General features: G+C 73.9%; 14 protein-coding genes. 4 read left to right on the top strand and 10 right to left on the bottom strand.

All coding sequences use genetic code 11. The features are described from left to right. Positions 1-7: 7 nt before the first annotated feature. Both guaA and NLX85_RS12815 read right to left on the bottom strand, forming a co-directional pair. Complete coding sequence (gene guaA, locus NLX85_RS12820; protein WP_254334754.1) at positions 8-1,561, bottom strand: glutamine-hydrolyzing GMP synthase; 1,554 nt, start codon at positions 1,559-1,561, stop codon at positions 8-10. 68 nt (positions 1,562-1,629) lie between these two features. After that, entirely contained in the window at positions 1,630-3,327 is a 1,698-nt protein-coding gene (locus tag NLX85_RS12815; RefSeq protein ID WP_254334752.1) for an FAD-dependent oxidoreductase, read from the bottom strand. A gap of 141 nt (positions 3,328-3,468) precedes the next feature. Between NLX85_RS12815 and NLX85_RS12810 the strand changes: the two genes are divergently transcribed. Beyond that, complete coding sequence (locus NLX85_RS12810) at positions 3,469-4,578, top strand: LCP family protein (protein WP_254334751.1); 1,110 nt, start codon at positions 3,469-3,471, stop codon at positions 4,576-4,578. A 1-nt stretch (position 4,579) separates the two neighbouring features. On the opposite strand, the gene NLX85_RS12805 is transcribed toward NLX85_RS12810, so the two are convergent. The 4 genes from NLX85_RS12805 to guaB form a co-directional block, all read right to left on the bottom strand. Continuing rightward, positions 4,580-6,037 (bottom strand): M1 family metallopeptidase, encoded by a 1,458-nt coding sequence (locus tag NLX85_RS12805; protein WP_254334750.1) that lies wholly within the window; start codon positions 6,035-6,037, stop codon positions 4,580-4,582. A 91-nt stretch (positions 6,038-6,128) separates the two neighbouring features. After that, complete coding sequence (locus tag NLX85_RS12800; RefSeq protein ID WP_254334749.1) at positions 6,129-7,520, bottom strand: M1 family metallopeptidase; 1,392 nt, start codon at positions 7,518-7,520, stop codon at positions 6,129-6,131. A gap of 72 nt (positions 7,521-7,592) precedes the next feature. Beyond that, the gene (locus NLX85_RS12795; protein WP_254334748.1) at positions 7,593-8,711 is read right to left on the bottom strand and encodes a GuaB3 family IMP dehydrogenase-related protein; all 1,119 of its coding nucleotides are present in this window, start codon (positions 8,709-8,711) and stop codon (positions 7,593-7,595) included. Positions 8,712-8,742: 31 nt separating this feature from the next. Continuing rightward, positions 8,743-10,305 carry an IMP dehydrogenase gene (gene guaB, locus NLX85_RS12790; protein WP_254334747.1) on the bottom strand — a complete coding sequence of 521 codons (1,563 nt, stop codon included), beginning with the start codon at positions 10,303-10,305 and terminating at the stop codon, positions 8,743-8,745. Between the two features lie 198 nt (positions 10,306-10,503). Here guaB and NLX85_RS12785 point away from each other — a divergent pair, with 198 nt between their 5' ends. Next, entirely contained in the window at positions 10,504-10,908 is a 405-nt protein-coding gene (locus NLX85_RS12785; RefSeq protein ID WP_148429940.1) for a DUF5319 domain-containing protein, read from the top strand. 8 nt (positions 10,909-10,916) lie between these two features. Here the strand turns inward: NLX85_RS12785 and NLX85_RS12780 are convergent, their stop codons facing one another. Next, positions 10,917-11,732 carry a response regulator transcription factor gene (locus NLX85_RS12780; RefSeq protein WP_254334746.1) on the bottom strand — a complete coding sequence of 272 codons (816 nt, stop codon included), beginning with the start codon at positions 11,730-11,732 and terminating at the stop codon, positions 10,917-10,919. Positions 11,733-11,986: 254 nt separating this feature from the next. On the opposite strand from NLX85_RS12780, the gene NLX85_RS12775 reads away from it, so the two are divergent. Next, positions 11,987-12,370 (top strand): WhiB family transcriptional regulator, encoded by a 384-nt coding sequence (locus tag NLX85_RS12775; protein WP_107079839.1) that lies wholly within the window; start codon positions 11,987-11,989, stop codon positions 12,368-12,370. A 102-nt stretch (positions 12,371-12,472) separates the two neighbouring features. Here the strand turns inward: NLX85_RS12775 and NLX85_RS12770 are convergent, their stop codons facing one another. From NLX85_RS12770 to groES, 3 genes are all read right to left on the bottom strand, one after another. Continuing rightward, the gene (locus tag NLX85_RS12770) at positions 12,473-14,110 is read right to left on the bottom strand and encodes a molybdopterin-dependent oxidoreductase (RefSeq protein ID WP_256566837.1); all 1,638 of its coding nucleotides are present in this window, start codon (positions 14,108-14,110) and stop codon (positions 12,473-12,475) included. 133 nt (positions 14,111-14,243) lie between these two features. Continuing rightward, on the bottom strand, positions 14,244-15,884 hold the full coding sequence (gene groL, locus NLX85_RS12765) for a chaperonin GroEL (RefSeq protein ID WP_254334743.1): 1,641 nt from the start codon (positions 15,882-15,884) through the stop codon (positions 14,244-14,246). Positions 15,885-15,954: 70 nt separating this feature from the next. Continuing rightward, positions 15,955-16,269, bottom strand: a complete 315-nt coding sequence (gene groES / locus NLX85_RS12760) for a co-chaperone GroES (RefSeq protein ID WP_018222648.1) — start codon at positions 16,267-16,269, stop codon at positions 15,955-15,957. 279 nt (positions 16,270-16,548) lie between these two features. Here groES and NLX85_RS12755 point away from each other — a divergent pair, with 279 nt between their 5' ends. After that, entirely contained in the window at positions 16,549-17,775 is a 1,227-nt protein-coding gene (locus NLX85_RS12755) for a methyltransferase domain-containing protein (RefSeq protein WP_254334742.1), read from the top strand. Positions 17,776-17,806: the final 31 nt, after the last annotated feature.

Here is a 17,806-nt window from a genome sequence, read left to right as displayed (position 1 = left end):
CCCGGCGTCACTCCCACTCGATGGTGCCCGGCGGCTTGCTGGTCACGTCCAGGACCACCCGGTTGACCTCGGCGACCTCGTTGGTGATCCGGGTGGAGATCCGGGCCACCACCTCGTAGGGCAGCCGGGACCAGTCGGCGGTCATCGCGTCCTCGCTGGAGACCGGGCGCAGCACCACGGGATGCCCGTAGCTGCGCCCGTCGCCCTGCACGCCGACGCTGCGCACGTCGGCCAGGAGCACCACCGGGAACTGCCAGACACCCCGGTCGAGGCCGGCGGCGGTGAGCTCCTGCCGGGCGATCAGGTCGGCCTTGCGGAGCACGGCGAGGCGCTCCTCGTCGACCGCGCCGATGATGCGGATAGCCAGGCCCGGGCCGGGGAACGGGTGTCGCCAGACCATCGCCTCGGGCAGCCCCAGCTCCAGGCCGAGCGTGCGGACCTCGTCCTTGAACAGCGTGCGCAGGGGCTCGACCAGGGCGAACTTCAGGTCCTCCGGCAGGCCGCCGACGTTGTGGTGGCTCTTGATGTTGGCGGTGCCGGTGCCGCCGCCGGACTCCACGACGTCCGGGTAGAGGGTGCCCTGCACCAGGAACTCGACGTCGCCGTGCGCGGCGATCTCCCGGGCGGCGGCCTCGAAGACCCGGATGAACTCCCGGCCGATGATCTTGCGCTTCTGCTCGGGGTCGGTCACCCCGGCCAGCGCGCCGAGGAACCGCTCGCGGGCGTCGACCACCTTGAGCTTGATGCCGGTGGCGGCGACGTAGTCCTTCTCCACCTGCTCGGCCTCGCCGGCACGGAGCAGGCCGTGGTCGACGAAGACGCAGGTGAGCTGGTCGCCGACGGCCTTGTGCACAAGCGCCGCGGCGACCGCCGAGTCGACGCCGCCGCTGAGGCCGCAGATGACCTCCTTGTCGCCGACCTGCTCCCGGATCCGGGCCACCTGCTCGTCGATGATGTTCTCGGGCGTCCAGGTCGGCGCGATGCCGGCGATCTCGTGGAGGAAGCGGCTGAGCATCTCCTGGCCGTGCGCCGTGTGCCCGACCTCGGGGTGGAACTGCACCCCGGCCCGCCGGCCGGTCAGGTCCTCGAACGCGGCGACCGGCGCGCCCGCCGACTCGGCGGTGACCGCGAAGCCGGCCGGCGCCTCGGTGACGCAGTCGCCGTGGCTCATCCAGACCGGCAGGTCGTCGGGGAGGTCGCGGAGGAGCACGCCGGCCTCCGGGCGGGCGTGCAGCGGGGTGCCCCCGTACTCGCGGTTGCCGGTGCGCGCCACGGTGCCGCCGAGCGCCTGCGCCATGGCCTGGAAGCCGTAGCAGATGCCGAAGACCGGGACCCCGGCGTCGAACATCCCGGCGTCGATCTGCGGGGCGTCCGGCGCGTAGACGCTGGACGGGCCGCCGGACAAAATGATCGCGGCAGGGTCCTTCGCCAGCATCTCGGACACCGGCATCGAGTGCGGGACGATCTCCGAGTAGACCCTCGCCTCCCGGACGCGGCGCGCGATGAGCTGGGCGTACTGGGCTCCGAAGTCCACCACGAGGACGGGGCGAGGCGTGCTCATGTGCAGCAAGCCTACCGACAGTCACCGCCGACGCGGGCCGCGCCCCGGTGTGTCGCGCGCCGCCCTGCTCAGGGGCGCAGCGCGGCGGGGGCGTGGGCGGGGACGGCGGGCTGCTTCGGCGGCACCGGGGCGAGCCGGCGGTAGGGGGCGCCGAGCGGCGGGCGGGGGTCCTCCTCCCCCTTGTTGGGCCAGAACGACATGGCCCGCTCGGCCTGCGCGGTGATCGTCAGCGACGGGTTGACGCCGAGGTTCGCCGAGACGGCCGCGCCGTCCACCACGTGCAGCCCCGGGTGGCCGTGCACCCGGTGGTACGGGTCGACCACCCCGCGCTCGGGGCCCTCGCCGATCACCGCGCCGCCGAGGATGTGCGCGGTCATCGGGATGTTGAACGGCTCGGTGACCGCCCCGCCGGGCGTGCCGTCGATCTCCTCGGCGAGCAGCCGGACCGCCTCGTTGCCGGCCGGGATCCAGGTCGGGTTGGGCGCCCCGTGCCCCGGGCCGGAGACCAGCCGGCGGCCGAACCGGCCCCGCCGGTAGCTGGTGGTGAGCGAGTTGTCGGCCGACTGCATGACCAGGGCGATCACGGTGCGCTCGGACCAGCCGCGCACCGAGAGCATCCGGGCGGCCAGCGCAGGCTGCCGGACGATGCTGCCCAGCCAGCGCCGGATCCGGTGCGGGCCGCCGTCGACCAGCAGGGACTGGAGCAGCCCCATGGCGTTGGAGCCCTTGCCGTAGCGGACCGGCTCGATGTGGGTCTGCGGGTCGGGGTGGAACGAGCTGGTGATCGCCACCCCCTCGGTGAAGTCGAGGCCGCGCCGCCGGGCCTGGGCGGGCCCGACCGAGGCGCCGAGGATGGCCTCCGAGTTGGTCCGGGTCAGCTCGCCGAGCCGAGGCGACAGGTGGGGCAGCGCGCCGGTCGCCTTCATCTCGTGCAGCAGCCGCTGGGTGCCCAGCGCGCCGGCCGCGAAGACCACCTGGCCGGCGTGGATCACCTGGCGGCGCTTGCGCACCCAGGCGCCGGTGCGCTCGGTGTGCACCTCGTAGCCGCCGTCGGCGGCGGGGCGCACGGCGGTCACCGTGGTGAGCGGGTGGACCTGCGCGCCGAGCCGCTCGGCCAGCCAGAGGTAGTTCTTCACCAGGGTGTTCTTCGCGCCGTGCCGGCAGCCGGTCATGCACGAGCCGCAGTGGCTGCAACCCGTCCGGTCCGGCCCGACGCCGCCGAAGTACGGGTCGGGCACCCGCTCGCCGGGGCGGCCGATGTGCACGCCCACCGGCGTCGCGTGGAAGGTGTGCCCCACCCCCATCCGCTCGGCCACCGCGCGCATGGCCCGGTCCGCCCCGGTGACGATCGGGTACGTGGTGACACCCAGCATCCGCTTCGCCTGGTCGTAGTGGCGGGCCAGTTCGTCGCGCCAGTCGGTGATGTCCCGCCACTGCGGGTCGGCGTAGAACGCGTCGAGCGGTTCGTAGAGCGTGTTCGCGTAGACCAGCGAGCCGCCGCCCACCCCGGCGCCGGCGAGCACCATGACCCCGCCGCCGGTCTTCCGGTCGGCCGAGCGGAGCAGGGTGATGCGCTGGAGGCCGTAGCAGCCGAGCTTCGGGGCCCACAGGAAGCGCCGGGCCCGCCAGGAGGTCCGGGGGAACTCGTCGTCGGCGAAGCGCCGGCCGGCCTCCAGGACCCCGACGGTGTATCCCTTCTCGGCGAGCCGGAGCGCCGTAACGCTGCCGCCGAATCCGGAACCGATGACGACCACGTCGTACCGCATGCACGCATCATTACCGACGGGTAGCTATAGCGCCAGCAAGAGTTTTTCGCAGATCATGCAGAGCGCTCGATGACACGGGAATCCCGCGCAACCGACGGACCTCCGTCACGCGTCGAGTGGTGGACGGGGAAGGAGTTCACGATGACGCGACGACGGTGGCTGCTGGGGCTCGCCGCCCTGGTGGCCGTGGTGCTGGTGGGCGCCGGCGCGGTGGTGGCCACGCGGCTGGTCTCCCGCCCGTCGCCCGGCCCGGTCGCCGGCCCGGCCACGCCGAGCCCGTCCGCCACGCCGACCACCCCGGCCCCCGTGACGACCAGCCCCACGCCGCCGCCCGGCGCCGACCTGAAGGGGCCGCTCAACCTGCTGCTCGTCGGGGTGGACACCCGGGTCAGCGTGCCGGGCTGGGAGCCGCACGCCGACGCCGTGCTGGTGCTGCACGTGCCGGCCGGGCTGGGGCGCGCGTACCTCTTCTCGCTTCCCCGCGACCTGGTGGTCGACATCCCGGCCTATCCGAAGGCCGGTTACCCGGGCGGCCACACCAAGCTCACCCACGCCATGAGCTACGGCAGCCGGGTCCCCGGCGACAAGGCGCATCCCAGCACGGCCCAGGGGTACGAGCTGCTGCGCACCACGGTCAGCCGGTACACCGGGCTGCGCATCGACGCCGGCGCGGTGATCACCTTCGGCGGCTTCGACAAGCTGGTCGACACCCTCGGCGGCGTGGACCTCTACGTCGACCAGCGGGTCGCCTCGATCCACCGCCGGCCGGACGGGCGCTACCGGGACCGGTCCGGCAGCACCTACACCGGGCCGCAGATGGTCTACCAGCCGGGCAACCGGCACCTGACCGGCTGGCAGGCGCTGGACTACGCCCGCCAGCGCTACACGGCCGGCGGCGACTACACCCGGCAGCGGCACCAGCAGCAGCTCATCCGGGCGCTGGCCCGGAAGATCCTCGACCAGGGGCTGGCCCGCGACCCGGACCGGGTCGAGCAGGTGGTCGCCGCGCTCGGCAAGACCCTGGTGTACGTCGGCGGCGGCCGCCGGCTGGTCGACTTCGCGTACGCCCTGGGTGGCCTGCCGGCGGAGAAGTTCGTCCTGGTCGGCCTCCCCGGCGACGCGGTGGGCAGCAGCGGGTCCTACCGGGGCGAGCAACTGCTCCCGGTGGGCCGCGACTTCCTGGCCGCGCTGCGCGGCGGCGACGCCGACGCGTACCTGGCCGCGCACCCGTCGCTGCGGGTGAAGAACTGAGTCAGAGGGGCTTGGGGGCCGGCGGGCGCTCCGTCCCGTAGAGCCAGGCGTCGAAGAGCTTGCCGAGCTTCCTGCCGGACACCCGCTCGGCGAGCGCCACGAACTCGTCGGTGCTGGCGTTGCCGTTCTTCTTCTCCGCCGCCCAGGTGCGCAGGACGGTGAAGAAGGCGCTGTCGCCGATCGCCACCCGCAACGCGTGCACGGTCATCCCACCCCGGTCGTAGACCGAGCGGCCGAACAGGTTCGCCACCCCCGGCTTCCCCGGCGGGGTACGCCACACCTGGCTCGACGCGCTCGCGTACTTCTGCTCGAAGGTGCGCTGGACGGTGGACTCCCCGGCGTGCTCGGCCCAGAGCCACTCCGCGTACGTGGCCAGCCCCTCGTTGAGCCAGATGTCCTGCCAGCGCTGGAGCGAGACGCTGTCGCCGTACCACTGGTGGGCCAGCTCGTGCGCGACCACGCCGGTGTTGTCGCCCTGCCGGAAGAACCCGGCCGAGTAGACCGGCCGGGACTGCGTCTCCAGCGCGTACCGGATCCGGTCGTCGGCGACCACCACCCCGCCGTACGCGTCGAACGGGTACGGCCCGAAGATGCTCTCCAGGTAGTCGGCCACCTCGACGGTCCGCGCGATCGACCGGTCCGGCGCGCCGTCGGCCACCTGGACGGTGACCGCGCTGTACACCGGCCGTCCCTTGTGCTCGCCGGTGGTGACGCGGAACTTCCCGATCGCCACCATGGTCAGGTAGCTGGCCATCGGGGCGCCCTCGGACCAGCGCCAGGTGGTCCAGGCACCCGAGGTGCTGCGTCCCTTCGGGACCCCGTTGCTGACCGCCGTGAGCCCCTTCGGCACGGTGATCTCGAAGTCGTAGGTGGCCTTGTCGGAGGGGTGGTCGTTGACCGGGTACCAGGTGCTCGCGGACTCCGGCTGGCCCAGCGCGATCGCCCCGTCGGCGGTGTGCAGCCAGCCGCCCTCGCCGAGCACGTCGTTGTCGAGCGCGGCCGGCCGGCCGTCGTAGCGGATCTCGGCGACGAAGCCGTTGCCGGAGGTGAGGCCGGTGGCCGGGGTGACGACCAGTTCGTCGTCGGCCCGGGTGTGGCCGGCCTTCGCCCCGTCCACGGTGACCGACCGCACGGTCAGCCCGGCCAGGTCCAGGTTGAACGCCGACAGGTCGGCCGTCGCGGTGGCCCGCACGGTCGTGGTGCCGGTGAGCCGGTCGGTCGCCGGGTCGTAGCGCACCTTGACCGTGTAGTGGGCGACGTCGTAGCCGCCGTTGCCGTAGCTCGGGAAGTAGGGGTCGCCGGCGCCGGAACCGCCCGGCGCGAAGCTGCGCTCGGCCGTCGGGCCGGGTGCGGTGAGCGCCGGCGTCGCCCGGTCCGGCTCGCTGGAGCCACAGCCGGCGAGCAGCAGTGCTCCGCAGGTCAGCAGCCCGAGCCGTCGTCGTCCGCCGCGCCGCGCCATCGCCTCGATCCCCTTCCGGAGCAGAACCGTCGCGGCCCTGCCCGGGGCCGCGCCGCCCGCGGCAGCCTACCCAGGATCGATCACGTCCGCGTCACGGCAGGGCCGGCGCGGTCGCCCCGACCAGCCAGGCGTCGAACAGCGCGCGCAGCGGCTTCCCGGCCGTCCGCTCGGCGTACCCGACGAAGTCCGCGGTGGTGGCGGTGCCGTCGCGCCGCTCGGCCAGCCAGCCGCTCAGGATGCGGAAGAAGCTCGCGTCGCCGACCGCGCGGCGCAGCGCGTGCACGGCCAGCGCGCCGCGCTGGTAGACCGCGTCGCCGAACATCGCGGCCCGGCCCGGGTCCACCGAGGGCTTGCTCCAGTCGGTGACCCCGTACCGGTCGGCGAAGGCCCGCTCGACGGTGCGCCCGCCGTCGTGCTCCGCCCAGAGCCATTCCGCGTACGTGGCGAAGCCCTCGTTGAGCCACAGGTCGCTCCACCGGGCCACCGAGACGCTGTCGCCGAACCACTGGTGGGCCAGCTCGTGCGCGACCACCTCGGTGTTCGGCCGGGTGCCCCGGAAGAACCCGGGCCCGTAGACGGGCCGGGACTGGGTCTCCAGCGCGTACCGGATCCGGTCGTCGGCCACCACGATCCCGCCGTACGCGTCGAACGGGTACGGCCCGAAGCGGCCGGACAGGAAGTCGACGATCTCGCCGGTGCGGGCCACCGAGGCGGCGGCCGGCCCGTCCGCGGGCAGCGCGGCGGCGACCGCGGTGACGATCGGCTTCCCGGCGTGGGTGCCGGTCGTGACCCGGTAGTCGCCGATGACCAGGGTGGACAGGTAGCTGGCCATGGGGCTGCCCTCGGACCAGCGCCAGGTGGTCCAGCCGCCCGTGCTCCGCTTCCCCTCCGGCACCCCGTTGCTCAGCGCGGCGAGCCCGTCCGGGACGGTCACCTCGATGTCGTAGGTGGCCTTGTCCGAGGGGTGGTCGTTGACCGGGTACCAGGTGCTCGCCGACTCCGGCTGGCCCAGCGCGATCGCCCCGTCGGGGGTGGCCTGAAAGCCCCCGTCGCCCAGCTCCGCGCTGGGCAGCGGGTGCGGCACCCCGCCGTAGGTCACGTCGACGGTGAACCGCTGCCCGGCCGGCAGGCCGTGCTCGGGGGTGACGACCAGCTCGGCGCCGTCGCGCCGGTGCTTCGCCGGGGCGCCGTCGACGCGTACCCGGTCGACGGTCAGGCCGGCCAGGTCGAGCTGGAACCGGGACAGGGCCTTCGTGGCGGTGGCGGTCAGAACGGCCTCGCCGGTCAGCCGGTCGTCGGCCGGGTCGTAGCGGACCTTCAGCGCGTAGTGCCCGACGTCGTAACCGCCGTTGCCGGCCCCCGGCACGTACGGGTCCCCCACGTCGGCGGCGCCCGGACGGAACCGCCCGTCGTCGCCGGTGCAGCCCCCGGCCAGCAGCGCGACGGCGAGCGCCGCCACGCACCACCGTCGGCCCCGCGTCATCCGCCGAGCCTAGACGCGCGACGGCGCGGGTGGGATCGGAATCCGCACCCGCGCCGTCGGTCGATCATCGCGTCAGCGGTCGAGGACCAGGCCGACCTTCTGGAACTCCTTGAGGTCGCGGTAGCCGCACTTGGCCATCGCGCGGCGCAGCCCGCCGAAGAGGTTGAGCTGGCCGTCCGGCTCGTCGGCCGGGCCGAAGAGCAGCTTCTCCATCGAGCCGAGCGGCTCGCCGGCCGCCTCGAACGCGCCGCGCGGCAGCGACGGGTGGCTGGCGGCCGAGTGCCACCAGGCGCCGCCGGCCGGGGCCTCCTCGCAGAGCGACAGCGGCTCGCCGAGCATCACGGCGTCCGCCCCGCAGCCGAGGGCCTTGGCGATGTCGCCGGAGGTCTGCATGTCGCCGTCGGCGATGAGGTGGACGTACCGGCCGCCGGTCTCGTCGAGGTAGTCGCGGCGGGCCGCGGCGGCGTCGGCGATGGCGGTGGCCATCGGCACCCGGATGCCGAGCACCGACTCGGTGGTGGACCAGTCGTCGCCGCCGATGCCGACGATCACGCCGGCCGCGCCGGTGCGCATGAGGTGCAGCGCGGTCTTGTAGTCGGTGCAGCCGCCCACGATGACCGGCAGGTCGAGGTCGGCGATGAACTCCTTGAGGTTCAGCGGCTCGTCGGTGGTGGAGACGTGCTCGGCGGAGACGATGGTGCCCTGGATGACCAGGATGTCCACGCCGGCGTCGAGGATCACCGGGGCGAGCGCCAGGGTGTGCTGCGGGGAGACCCGGACGGCCACCGTGCCGCCCCCGGCGCGCAGCTCGCGGACCCGCTCGGCGATGAGGTCCGGACGGATCGGCTCCGCGTAGACCTCCTGGAGCCGCTTGGTGGCCCGGGCGTCCTCGTCCAGGCCGGCCAGCTCCTCCAGCACCTTGGCCGGGTTCTCGTAGCGGGTCCAGAGGCCCTCGACGTTGAGCACGCCGAGGCCGCCGAGCTGGCCGAGGCGCACCGCCGAGGAGGGGCTCATGGTCGCGTCGGAGGGGTGCCCGACGCAGGGGATGCCGAACTGGTAGGCGTCGAGCTGCCACGCGGTGGAGACGTCGTCGACGTCCCGGGTGCGGCGGCTCGGCACGATGGCGATTTCGTCAAGGTGGTAGCCGCGCTGCGCGGTCTTGCCCAGCCCGATCTCGACCACGTCACGCATGGGGGACTCCAGGTGGTTTGGGGGTGGTGGGTCAGCGGGAGTGGTAGTTGGGCGCCTCGACGGTCATCTGGATGTCGTGCGGGTGGCTCTCCTTGAGGCCGGCCGCGGTGATCCGGATGAGCTGGCCGCGCCGGTGCAGCTCGGGGATGCTCTCGGCGCCGACGTACCCCATGGCGGCGCGGAGGCCGCCGGTGAGCTGGTGGGCGACCTGGGCGAGCGGGCCCCGGTAGGGCACCTGGCCCTCGACGCCCTCGGGGACCAGCTTGTCCTCGGCGAGCACGTCCTGCTGGAAGTAGCGGTCCTTGGAGTAGGACTTGCCCTGGCCCCGCGACTGCATCGCGCCGAGCGAGCCCATCCCCCGGTACGCCTTGTACTGCTTGCCGTTGATGAAGATCAGCTCGCCCGGGCTCTCCTCGCAGCCGGCCAGCAGGCTGCCGAGCATCACCGTGTCGGCGCCGGCCACGAGGGCCTTGGCGATGTCGCCCGAGTACTGGATGCCGCCGTCGCCGATCACCGGCACGCCGGCCGGGCGGGCCGCCCGGGACGCCTCCATGATCGCGGTGATCTGCGGGACGCCCACCCCGGCCACGATCCGGGTCGTGCAGATGGCGCCCGGGCCGACGCCCACCTTGATGCCGTCGGCGCCCGCGTCGACAAGCGCCTTCGCGCCGGCGTAGGTGGCGATGTTGCCGCCGACGATGTCGATGGCGACGTCCTTCTTGAGCCGGGCGACCATCTCCAGCACGGCCCGCTGGTGGCCGTGCGCGGTGTCGACGATGAGCACGTCCACCCCGGCGTCGACCAGGGTGCGGGCCCGCTTGTACGCGTCCTCGCCGACGCCCACCGCGGCGGCGACCCGGAGCCGGCCCGCCTCGTCCTTGGTGGCGTTCGGGTACTGCTCGCTCTTGGTGAAGTCCTTGACCGTGATGAGCCCGCGCAGCTTGCCGGTCTCGTCGACGATCGGCAGCTTCTCCACCTTGTGCTGGCGGAGCAGCGACAGCGCCTCGTCCTTGCGCACCCCGACCGGGGCGGTGATCAGCGGGGTCCGGGTCATGATGTCGCGGACCGGGGTGGCCGGGTCGGAGACGAAGCGCATGTCGCGGTTGGTCACGATGCCGACCAGCTCGCCCTGCCCGTCGACCACCGGCACGCCGGAGATGCGGTAGCGGCCGCAGAGCGCGTCGACCTCGCGGAGCGTGTCGTCCGGGCTGGCGGTCACCGGGTTGGTGATCATGCCGGACTCGGAGCGCTTGACCAGGTCGACCTGGAGCGCCTGGTCCTCAACGGAGAGGTTGCGGTGCAGCACGCCGATGCCGCCCTGGCGGGCCATGGCGATCGCCATCCGGGCCTCGGTGACGGTGTCCATGGCGCTGGACAGCAGCGGGACGTTCAGCTCGATGCGGCGGGTGAGCATGGTGCGGGTGTTCACCCGGCTCGGCACGACGTCCGACTCGCCCGGCTGGAGGAGCACGTCGTCGAAGGTCAGCCCGAGCGGCACCACCCGGGCCGAGCCGGCGGGCAGCTCGGGCAGATGGCCGCCCAGCTCACCGCCGTCGCGGCCGGCCGGGATCTCGGTGCTGGGCGAATTCTCCACGATTGCTCCCCATGAGCTGGTCGGGCGGGCTGCAGCGAGGCGGCGCGCGCGGGCACCGGCGCACGCCGGCGTGACGGCGCGTCGCTTCATCGTACCCATTGAGCTGCGCCGCCCCCGGCAGCGGCGGGCCGGGGTAGGCGGCGCCACAGGGAGCGCCGGGGGCGGACTTTCCGGGGGGTCGGGGACTACGGTGAGGGGGTGCACGACGAGCCCATCGACCCGTTCAACGGCGACCCGGCCGATCCGGCTGCCGGCCTGCACGACCCGCGCGAGGCCGACCCGCTCGACCCGCTGACCGAGGTCGAGCGGCAAGACGTCCTGGAGGATCTCGCCGACCTGGAGATCTACCAGGCCCTGCTCCAGCCGATCGGGGTCCGCGGCCTGGTGATCGAGTGCGAGGACTGCCGCGAGCCGCACTACTTCGACTGGGACCTGCTCCGGGGCAACCTGCGCCACCTGCTCAACTCGGGGCGGCCCCGGGTGCACGAGCCGGCCTACGACCCCGATCCGGACCACTACGTGAGCTGGGACTACGCCCGCGGCTACGCGGACGGCGTGCACGACACCCTCACCGAGGGCACTGACGACTCCGCCGAGGACTGACGGGCCGCTCAGGCGACCAGGCCGGCGCGGAAGCCGGCGGCCACGGCGTGTGCCCGGTCGCGCGCGCCGAGCTTGCGGAACAGCCGGCGGGCGTGCGTCTTGACCGTGTCCTCGGAGACGAACAGCTCCCGCCCGATCTCCGCGTTGCTCTTGCCCTCGGCCATGCCGAGCAGCACCTGAAGCTCACGCTCCGTGAGCCCGATGGCGCTGCGCGGGGTGCGTGCCGGCCGCTGCGGACCGCCCGCCGGCGCCGACTCCGCCTCGGCGGCCGCCGGGTCGGCGGCGTCCTCGCCGCGCTGCACCGGCACCACCGTGGGCGCCCCGCCCGGACCCTCCGCCGGGCCCGCGGGCCACGCCGCCCCGGCCGGGGTACGCCCCGGCGCGGCCGACCGGGCCGGTCCGCCGACCGCCGCGGCGTCCCGGGCCGGGTCGGTGACCCGGTGCCGGTTCGTGCGCCCGGGGGCGGAGAGCAGCAGCAGCGCCTTCGCGACCGCGCTGGTCAGGTCGTGGTCGGCGTTCTGGATGAGGCCGCGCGCCCCGGCGCTGATGGTGGCGGCGGCCGCCTCCGACTCCTCGGCGCCGAGCAGCAGCACCGCGGCCTGCGGGGCGCGGGCGAGCACCCGGCGGACGAACCCGGCGCTGTCCGGCCGGGTGAGGGCGGTGTCGGCGAGCACCACGTCGACCGGGCGCTCGGCGAGCCGGAGCATCACCTCGGGATCGGAGACGGCCGTCCGGAGCACGCCGGCCAGCCCGAGCCGCGCCGCCGCGGAGGTCAAATGCTGGGCTGCGAGTGGTGTCCGAACGCACACGAGAACGCTACGCACAGTGGTCTCCTCTCCGCCTCAGAGCAGACCACGGCGGGGTGTGCTCGGGAGGAGGTTCCGGGCAATCATCCGAACTTTTCCGGCAGATGGGGCATATGCCGCCAACTGTCCGAGCTTTTCGATCACAGATGTGTGAGCGCGGGAAAGCCCGGGTACCGAGGGGTCAGTCCGGAACCGGTGTCCCGCGCGGACCGCCGCCCGGTAGGAGCTGGCCACGAGGATTTCCGCGGTGCCGCGCGGGAGGAGGGGTGCTGATGTCGAACGTACGCAGACTGCCCGGACCCATTGTCGACCTCTGGGACTGGCAGCGGCTCGGTGCCTGCCGTGGGCGCGACAGCGCGCAGTTCTTCCACCCCGACGGCGAGCGCGGCTCGTCGCGGCTGCGCCGGGAGTCCGGCGCCAAGGCCGTCTGCCGCGCCTGCCCGGTGCGCGCCGAGTGCGCCGCGCACGCCCTCTCGGTCCGCGAGCCGTACGGCGTGTGGGGCGGGTTCAGCGAGTCGGAGCGGCTGCGGCTGCTCGCCCTCGGCTGGGAGGACCTGGCCGACCGCCGGCAGTCCCGGGTGGACGTCGCCCGGCTGGAGGCCCGCCTGGGCCGGCCGCACAAGTCCGCCGTCCCGGACCAGCGCAAGGTCGCCTGACCGTTCCGCACTGACCACCACGACGCCGCGCTCCTCCTGGGGCGCGGCGTCGCGCTGCGTCGCGCGCGGCGCCGTCCGGAGGTGTGGTGAGCGCCCGGAGGGTCAACCGACCGTGACCCGGACGGTGTGCCAGCCGGTGGCGCCGTCGGGGGCGACCGGGCGCCGCTGCTCCGGCTGGGTCTCCCCGCCGGCGTCGGTGGCCCGGACCTGGAGGGTGTGCTCGCCCGGGCCGGCATCCCAGCGCCACGACCACTGCACCCAGGTGTCCACCGAGGCCGTCGGGGCCAGCGTCGCCTCCTGCCAGGGTCCGCCGTCGACGCGTACCTCGACCCTGCGTATGCCGCGGTGCTGCGCCCAGGCCACCCCGGCCACCGTGACCGGGCCGGCGGTCAGTCGGTTGCGCGCCCGCGGCGTGTCGATGCGCGACTGCGTCTTGATCGGACCCTGCGCCGACCACCCACGCGGCACCCAGTACGCGTCGAAGTCCGCGAAGCTGGTCAGCTCCAGCTCGGTCACCCACTTGCACGCCGAGACGTACCCGTAGAGGCCCGGCACCACCATCCGCACCGGGAAGCCGTGCTCGACCGGCAGCGGCTCACCGTTCATCCCGACCGCGAGCAGCGCGTCCCGCCCGTCCCGCAGCACTGCCGTCGGGGTGCCGCAGGTCCAGCCGTCGACCGAGCGGCCCACCACCTGGTCCGCGCCCTCCTCCGGCTGCGCCTCGTCCAGCAGCTCCTTGATCGGCACGCCCAGCCAGCGGGCGTTGCCGACGAGATCCCCGCCCACCTCGTTGGAGACGCACGCCAGGGTCACGTAGCGCTCGACCATCGGCCGGGCGAGCAGGTCGTCGAAGCTCAACTCGATCGGGTTGCGGACCCGGCCGTGGATGCGCAGCCGCCAGGTCGCCGGGTCCACCTGCGGCACCACAAGCGCCGTGTCGATCCGGTAGAACTCCCCGTTCGGGGTGACGAAGGGCGCGAGCCGGGTCAGCGACAGGTCCGCGCCGGCCGGCAGCGGCGGGGCGGGCGCCGCCGGAGCGGGCAGCCTCACCGCCTGCCGGGCCGCCGAGACGCCCCGCTGGCCGGCCAGCCAGTGCCCGCCGAGCCCGGCCACCGCCGCCGTGCCGGCCAGCAGGCCGACGCCGCGCAGGAAGCGACGCCGCGACTCGTGGTCGCCGGTCTCCAGCGGCTCCCAGCCGGCCGGAGACTCGTCCGGCGCCAGCGCCGCGATCCCGGGAGGTGGCGTGGGCGAGGTGGGCGCGGGCGAGGTGGGCGCGGCCGGAGCCGGCCGGTGCGCCGTCCCCGGCGTGGCGTCCCCGGCCAACGGGCCCGCCACGAAGGCCCAGAGGGTGACCGCCCCGAGCCCGCCGCCGACCAGGGAGGGCAGCGCGTCGTAGGCGTCCGCGCCGGCCCGGGTCAGCGCGGCGGCCACCCCGAGGGCGGCGAACGCGGCGATGCCGGCCAGGCCGAGCCGGAGCCGACGGGCCGCCAGCACGCCGAGCAGCGCGGCGATCGCCGCCAGCAGCACCGCCGTGCCGACCAGCAGGGCGACCTTGTCGTACCTGCCGAAGACCGCGATGGCGAACTGCTTGAGCGGCTCGGGCACCGCGTCGACCACCAGCCCGCCGACCGCGACCAGCGGCGCGGAGCGGGGGCCGGTGAAGACGGCCACCGGCTCGGCCACGCCGATCGCGACGGCCGCGGCGGTGACCCCGGCCAGCGCGGCTCGACCGCGCGACATGCTGCTCACGGCGACAAGTGTCGTCGCTCTGGGCGGGCGACCGCCAACCCCGTCAGCGTTCCGTAAGCAGATACGGGTCAGGGCACACCCCCGGATGGCGGTGTGCCCTGACGTCAGGCCGTACGGCGCGGGATCAGAAGCCCGGGCCGTGCTGGTGGCCGTGCCCGTGGCCGTGGCCACCGGCGGCGGCCGGCTCGGCCTTCTCCGGCTTCTCCACCACGAGGCTCTCGGTGGTGAGCAGCAGGCCCGCGATCGACGCGGCGTTGGAGACCGCGTTGCGGGTCACCTTCACCGGGTCGAGGATGCCGGCCTTGACCAGGTCGACGTACTCGCCGGTGGCGGCGTTGAGGCCGTTGCCCCACTCCTGGGCGGCCACCTTCTGCACCACCACGTAGCCGTCGTGGCCGGCGTTCTGGGCGATCCAGCGCAGCGGCTCGACCAGCGCCTTGCGCACGATCGAGACGCCGACCTTCTCCTCACCGGTGAAGCCCAGGTCGTCGTCGAGCACCGGCAGGATCTGGGCCAGGGCGGCGCCGCCGCCCGGGACCGTGCCCTCCTCGACCGCGGCCTTGGTCGCCGAGATGGCGTCCTCGATGCGGTGCTTGCGCTCCTTCATCTCGACCTCGGTGGCCGCGCCGACCTTGATCACCGCGATGCCGCCGGAGAGCTTCGCCAACCGCTCGGCCAGCTTCTCCCGGTCCCACTCGGAGTCCGAGGCCTCGATCTCCTTGCGGATCTGGGCGACCCGGTCGGCGACCTCGGCGGACTGGCCGCCACCGTCGACGACCGTGGTGTTCTCCTTGTCGACCACGACGCGGCGGGCGGTGCCGAGCACCTCCAGGCCGACCTGGTCGAGCTTGTAGCCCAGCTCCGGGGCGACCAGCTCGGCGCCGGTCAGGATCGCCATGTCCTGGAGCATCGCCTTGCGGCGGTCACCGAAGCCGGGGGCCTTCACGGCGCAGACCTTGATGGTCTTGCGGATCGCGTTGACCACGAGCGTGGACAGGGCCTGGCCCTCGACGTCCTCGGCGATGATGAGCAGCGGCTTGTTGTTCTGGAGGACCTTCTCCAGCAGCGGCAGCAGCTCCTCGATCGCCGAGATCTTCTGCGTGGTGATCAGGATGTACGGGTCCTCCAGGACCGCCTCCTGCCCCTCCACGTCGGTGACGAAGTTCGGCGAGATGAAGCCCTTGTCGAACTGGAGACCCTCGGTCACCTCCAGCTCGGTGGTGAGGGCGGAGCCCTCCTCGACGGTGATGACACCGTCGCGGCCGACCCGCTCCATCGCCTCGGCGATCAGCTCGCCGATGGTGGCGTCCTGCGCGGAGATCGTCGCCACGTGCGCGATCGACTCCTTGTCGGCCACCTCGACGGCCCGGCCGAGCAGCGCCTCGGAGACCTTGGCGGCCGCCGCGTCGATGCCCCGCTTCAGGCCGGTCGGGTTGGTCCCGGCGGCCACGTTGCGCAGGCCCTCGCGGACCATGGCCTGGGCCAGCACGGTCGCGGTGGTGGTCCCGTCGCCGGCGACGTCGTTGGTCTTGGTCGCCACCTCCTTGACCAGCTGCGCGCCGAGGTTCTCGTAGGGGTTGGTGAGCTCGATCTCCTTGGCGATGGTCACGCCGTCGTTGGTGATCGTGGGCGCACCAAACTTCTTGTCCAGGACGACGTTGCGCCCGCGCGGGCCGAGAGTGACCTTGACCGCGTCCGCGAGGGCGTTGACACCGTGCTCCAGCAGGTGCCGGGCGTCGTCCGAGAAGCTCAGGATCTTCGCCATCTGTATCCCTTCGAAGCGACGTTGCCCCGGCCCGGCGAGCCGGACCGGGGCAACGACACTGATCGGTTGCTTACTTCTCGATGACCGCGAGGACGTCGCGGGCGGAGAGCACCAGGTACTCCTCGCCGGCGTACTTGACCTCGGTGCCGCCGTACTTCGAGTAGAGGACGGTGTCGCCGACCTTGACGTCGATCGGCACGCGGTTGCCCTTGTCGTCGATCCGGCCCGGGCCGACAGCGAGGACGGTGCCCTCCTGCGGCTTCTCCTTGGCGGTGTCGGGGATCACGATGCCCGAGGCGGTGGTGGTCTCGGCCTCGTTCGCCTGGACCACGATGCGGTCCTCGAGCGGCTTGATCGCAACCTTGGTCGCGGTAGTCACGGGCATACCCTCCTGGGGTACTTGGTGTCGTTGCCGGTCGGCACGCCGACCAGCGTCAATCTGCCACATGCCACCGGGCGGGGCCGTCGTCGCGGGTGCCGGTCCGCCTGGCGTTCAACCCCCGGACACCAGGGCCCGGGCGTTGGCACCCTCAGGGTGAGAGTGCTAATCGCAGGTTATTCCTCGGCTAGCACTCCGTCAAGGAGAGTGCCAGCACGCCGCGTTCCGTGTCGTCGTCGGTGGGGTCCGGGCCGGCCGGGGCGAGGTCGCCGGGAGAATGCCCGGGTGGACCTGGAACAGTTCGCCGCCCTGCGTGCCCCCGAGGGGTCGGCAGCGCTCGACGCGGCCGCGCGGGTGGCCGGCGGCGACCCGCTGACGGCGGCCGCCGCGCTCCGCTCCGCCGGGGTGCCGGCGGGGCTCGCGGCGGCGGCGCTGACCCAGGCGGAGCTGCGCCGCCGCGCGGCCGGCAAGTTCGGCCCGGCGGCGCGCGGCATGTTCCTCACCCGGGCGGGCCTGGAGCAGGCCACCCGGGGGGTCGTCGCGCGGCGCCGGGCGGAACGCCTGCGCGCCGCGGGCGTCGCCACCCTCGCCGACCTGGGTTGCGGCCTCGGGGCGGACGCGCTCGCCGCGGCCCGTGCCGGCATCCGGGTGTACGGCGTGGAGGCCGACCCGCTGACCGCCGCGATGGCGGCCGCGAACGCCGAGGCCGCCGGGCTGGCCGACCTGTTCACGGTGGAGTGCGGGGACGCCACGGCGTTCGACGTGACCCGGGTCGACGGGGTGTTCTGCGACCCGGCCCGCCGGAGGGCCGGCACCGGCCGACGGATCTTCGACCCGAACGCCTACTCGCCGCCCTGGGACTTCGTCACCGGCCTGGCCGAGCGGGTGCCGCACACCGTGGTGAAGGTGGCGCCGGGGTTGGACCACGCGCTGATCCCGACGGGCGCCGAGGCGGAGTGGGTGACCGTCGACGGCGACCTGGTCGAGGCGGCGCTGTGGTGCGGCGCGCTGGCCGAGGTGCCCCGCCGGGCCACCCTGCTGCGGGAGAAGGAAGGGCGGCTTCCCGGCACCTCCGCCGGAGCGGAGGCCCGCGCCGTGCAGCTCACCGGCAGCGGGGACGCCGAGGCTCCGGTGGGCCGGCCGCGCCGCTTCCTGTACGACCCGGATCCGGCGGTGGTGCGCGCGCACCTGGTCGCCGAGCTGGCCGGCGACCTCGACGCGACGCTGGCCGACCCGAGCATCGCCTACCTCTACGGCGACGAGGCCCGACCGACCCCGTTCGCCCGCTGCCTGGAGATCACCGACGTGCTGCCGTTCTCGCTGAAGCGGCTGCGCGCCCTGCTCCGGGAGCGCCGCGTGGGGCGGGTGGAGATCCTCAAGCGCGGCTCGGCGCTGGAACCGGAGAGGCTGCGCCGGGACCTGAAGCTGGCCGGCGACGAGGCGGCCAGCCTGGTGCTGACCCGGGTCGCCGGCGCGCCGACCGTGCTGATCTGCCGGCCGCTTCCCGCCTGACGGTTTTCGGCTCGCCCGGCGGGCGGCGGCC

This window comes from Micromonospora sp. A3M-1-15 (assembly GCF_024213425.1).
In the GTDB taxonomy this organism is placed as follows: Bacteria; Actinomycetota; Actinomycetes; order Mycobacteriales; family Micromonosporaceae; genus Micromonospora; species Micromonospora chersina.
This window is presented reverse-complemented; position numbering and strand designations above follow the sequence as displayed.

Bases quoted from the DNA above. Each gene is read 5' to 3' on its own strand.
- NLX85_RS12805 (WP_254334750.1), bottom strand. From the start codon at position 6,037: ATGGCGCGGCGCGGCGGACGACGACGGCTCGGGCTGCTGACCTGCGGA.
- NLX85_RS12795 (WP_254334748.1), bottom strand. From the start codon at position 8,711: ATGCGTGACGTGGTCGAGATCGGGCTGGGCAAGACCGCGCAGCGCGGC.
- groES (WP_018222648.1), bottom strand. From the start codon at position 16,269: ATGCCCGTGACTACCGCGACCAAGGTTGCGATCAAGCCGCTCGAGGAC.
- NLX85_RS12775 (WP_107079839.1), top strand. From the start codon at position 11,987: ATGTCGAACGTACGCAGACTGCCCGGACCCATTGTCGACCTCTGGGAC.
- groL (WP_254334743.1), bottom strand. From the start codon at position 15,884: ATGGCGAAGATCCTGAGCTTCTCGGACGACGCCCGGCACCTGCTGGAG.
- NLX85_RS12810 (WP_254334751.1), top strand. From the start codon at position 3,469: ATGACGCGACGACGGTGGCTGCTGGGGCTCGCCGCCCTGGTGGCCGTG.
- NLX85_RS12815 (WP_254334752.1), bottom strand. From the start codon at position 3,327: ATGCGGTACGACGTGGTCGTCATCGGTTCCGGATTCGGCGGCAGCGTT.
- guaA (WP_254334754.1), bottom strand. From the start codon at position 1,561: ATGAGCACGCCTCGCCCCGTCCTCGTGGTGGACTTCGGAGCCCAGTAC.
- NLX85_RS12800 (WP_254334749.1), bottom strand. From the start codon at position 7,520: ATGACGCGGGGCCGACGGTGGTGCGTGGCGGCGCTCGCCGTCGCGCTG.
- NLX85_RS12770 (WP_256566837.1), bottom strand. From the start codon at position 14,110: ATGTCGCGCGGTCGAGCCGCGCTGGCCGGGGTCACCGCCGCGGCCGTC.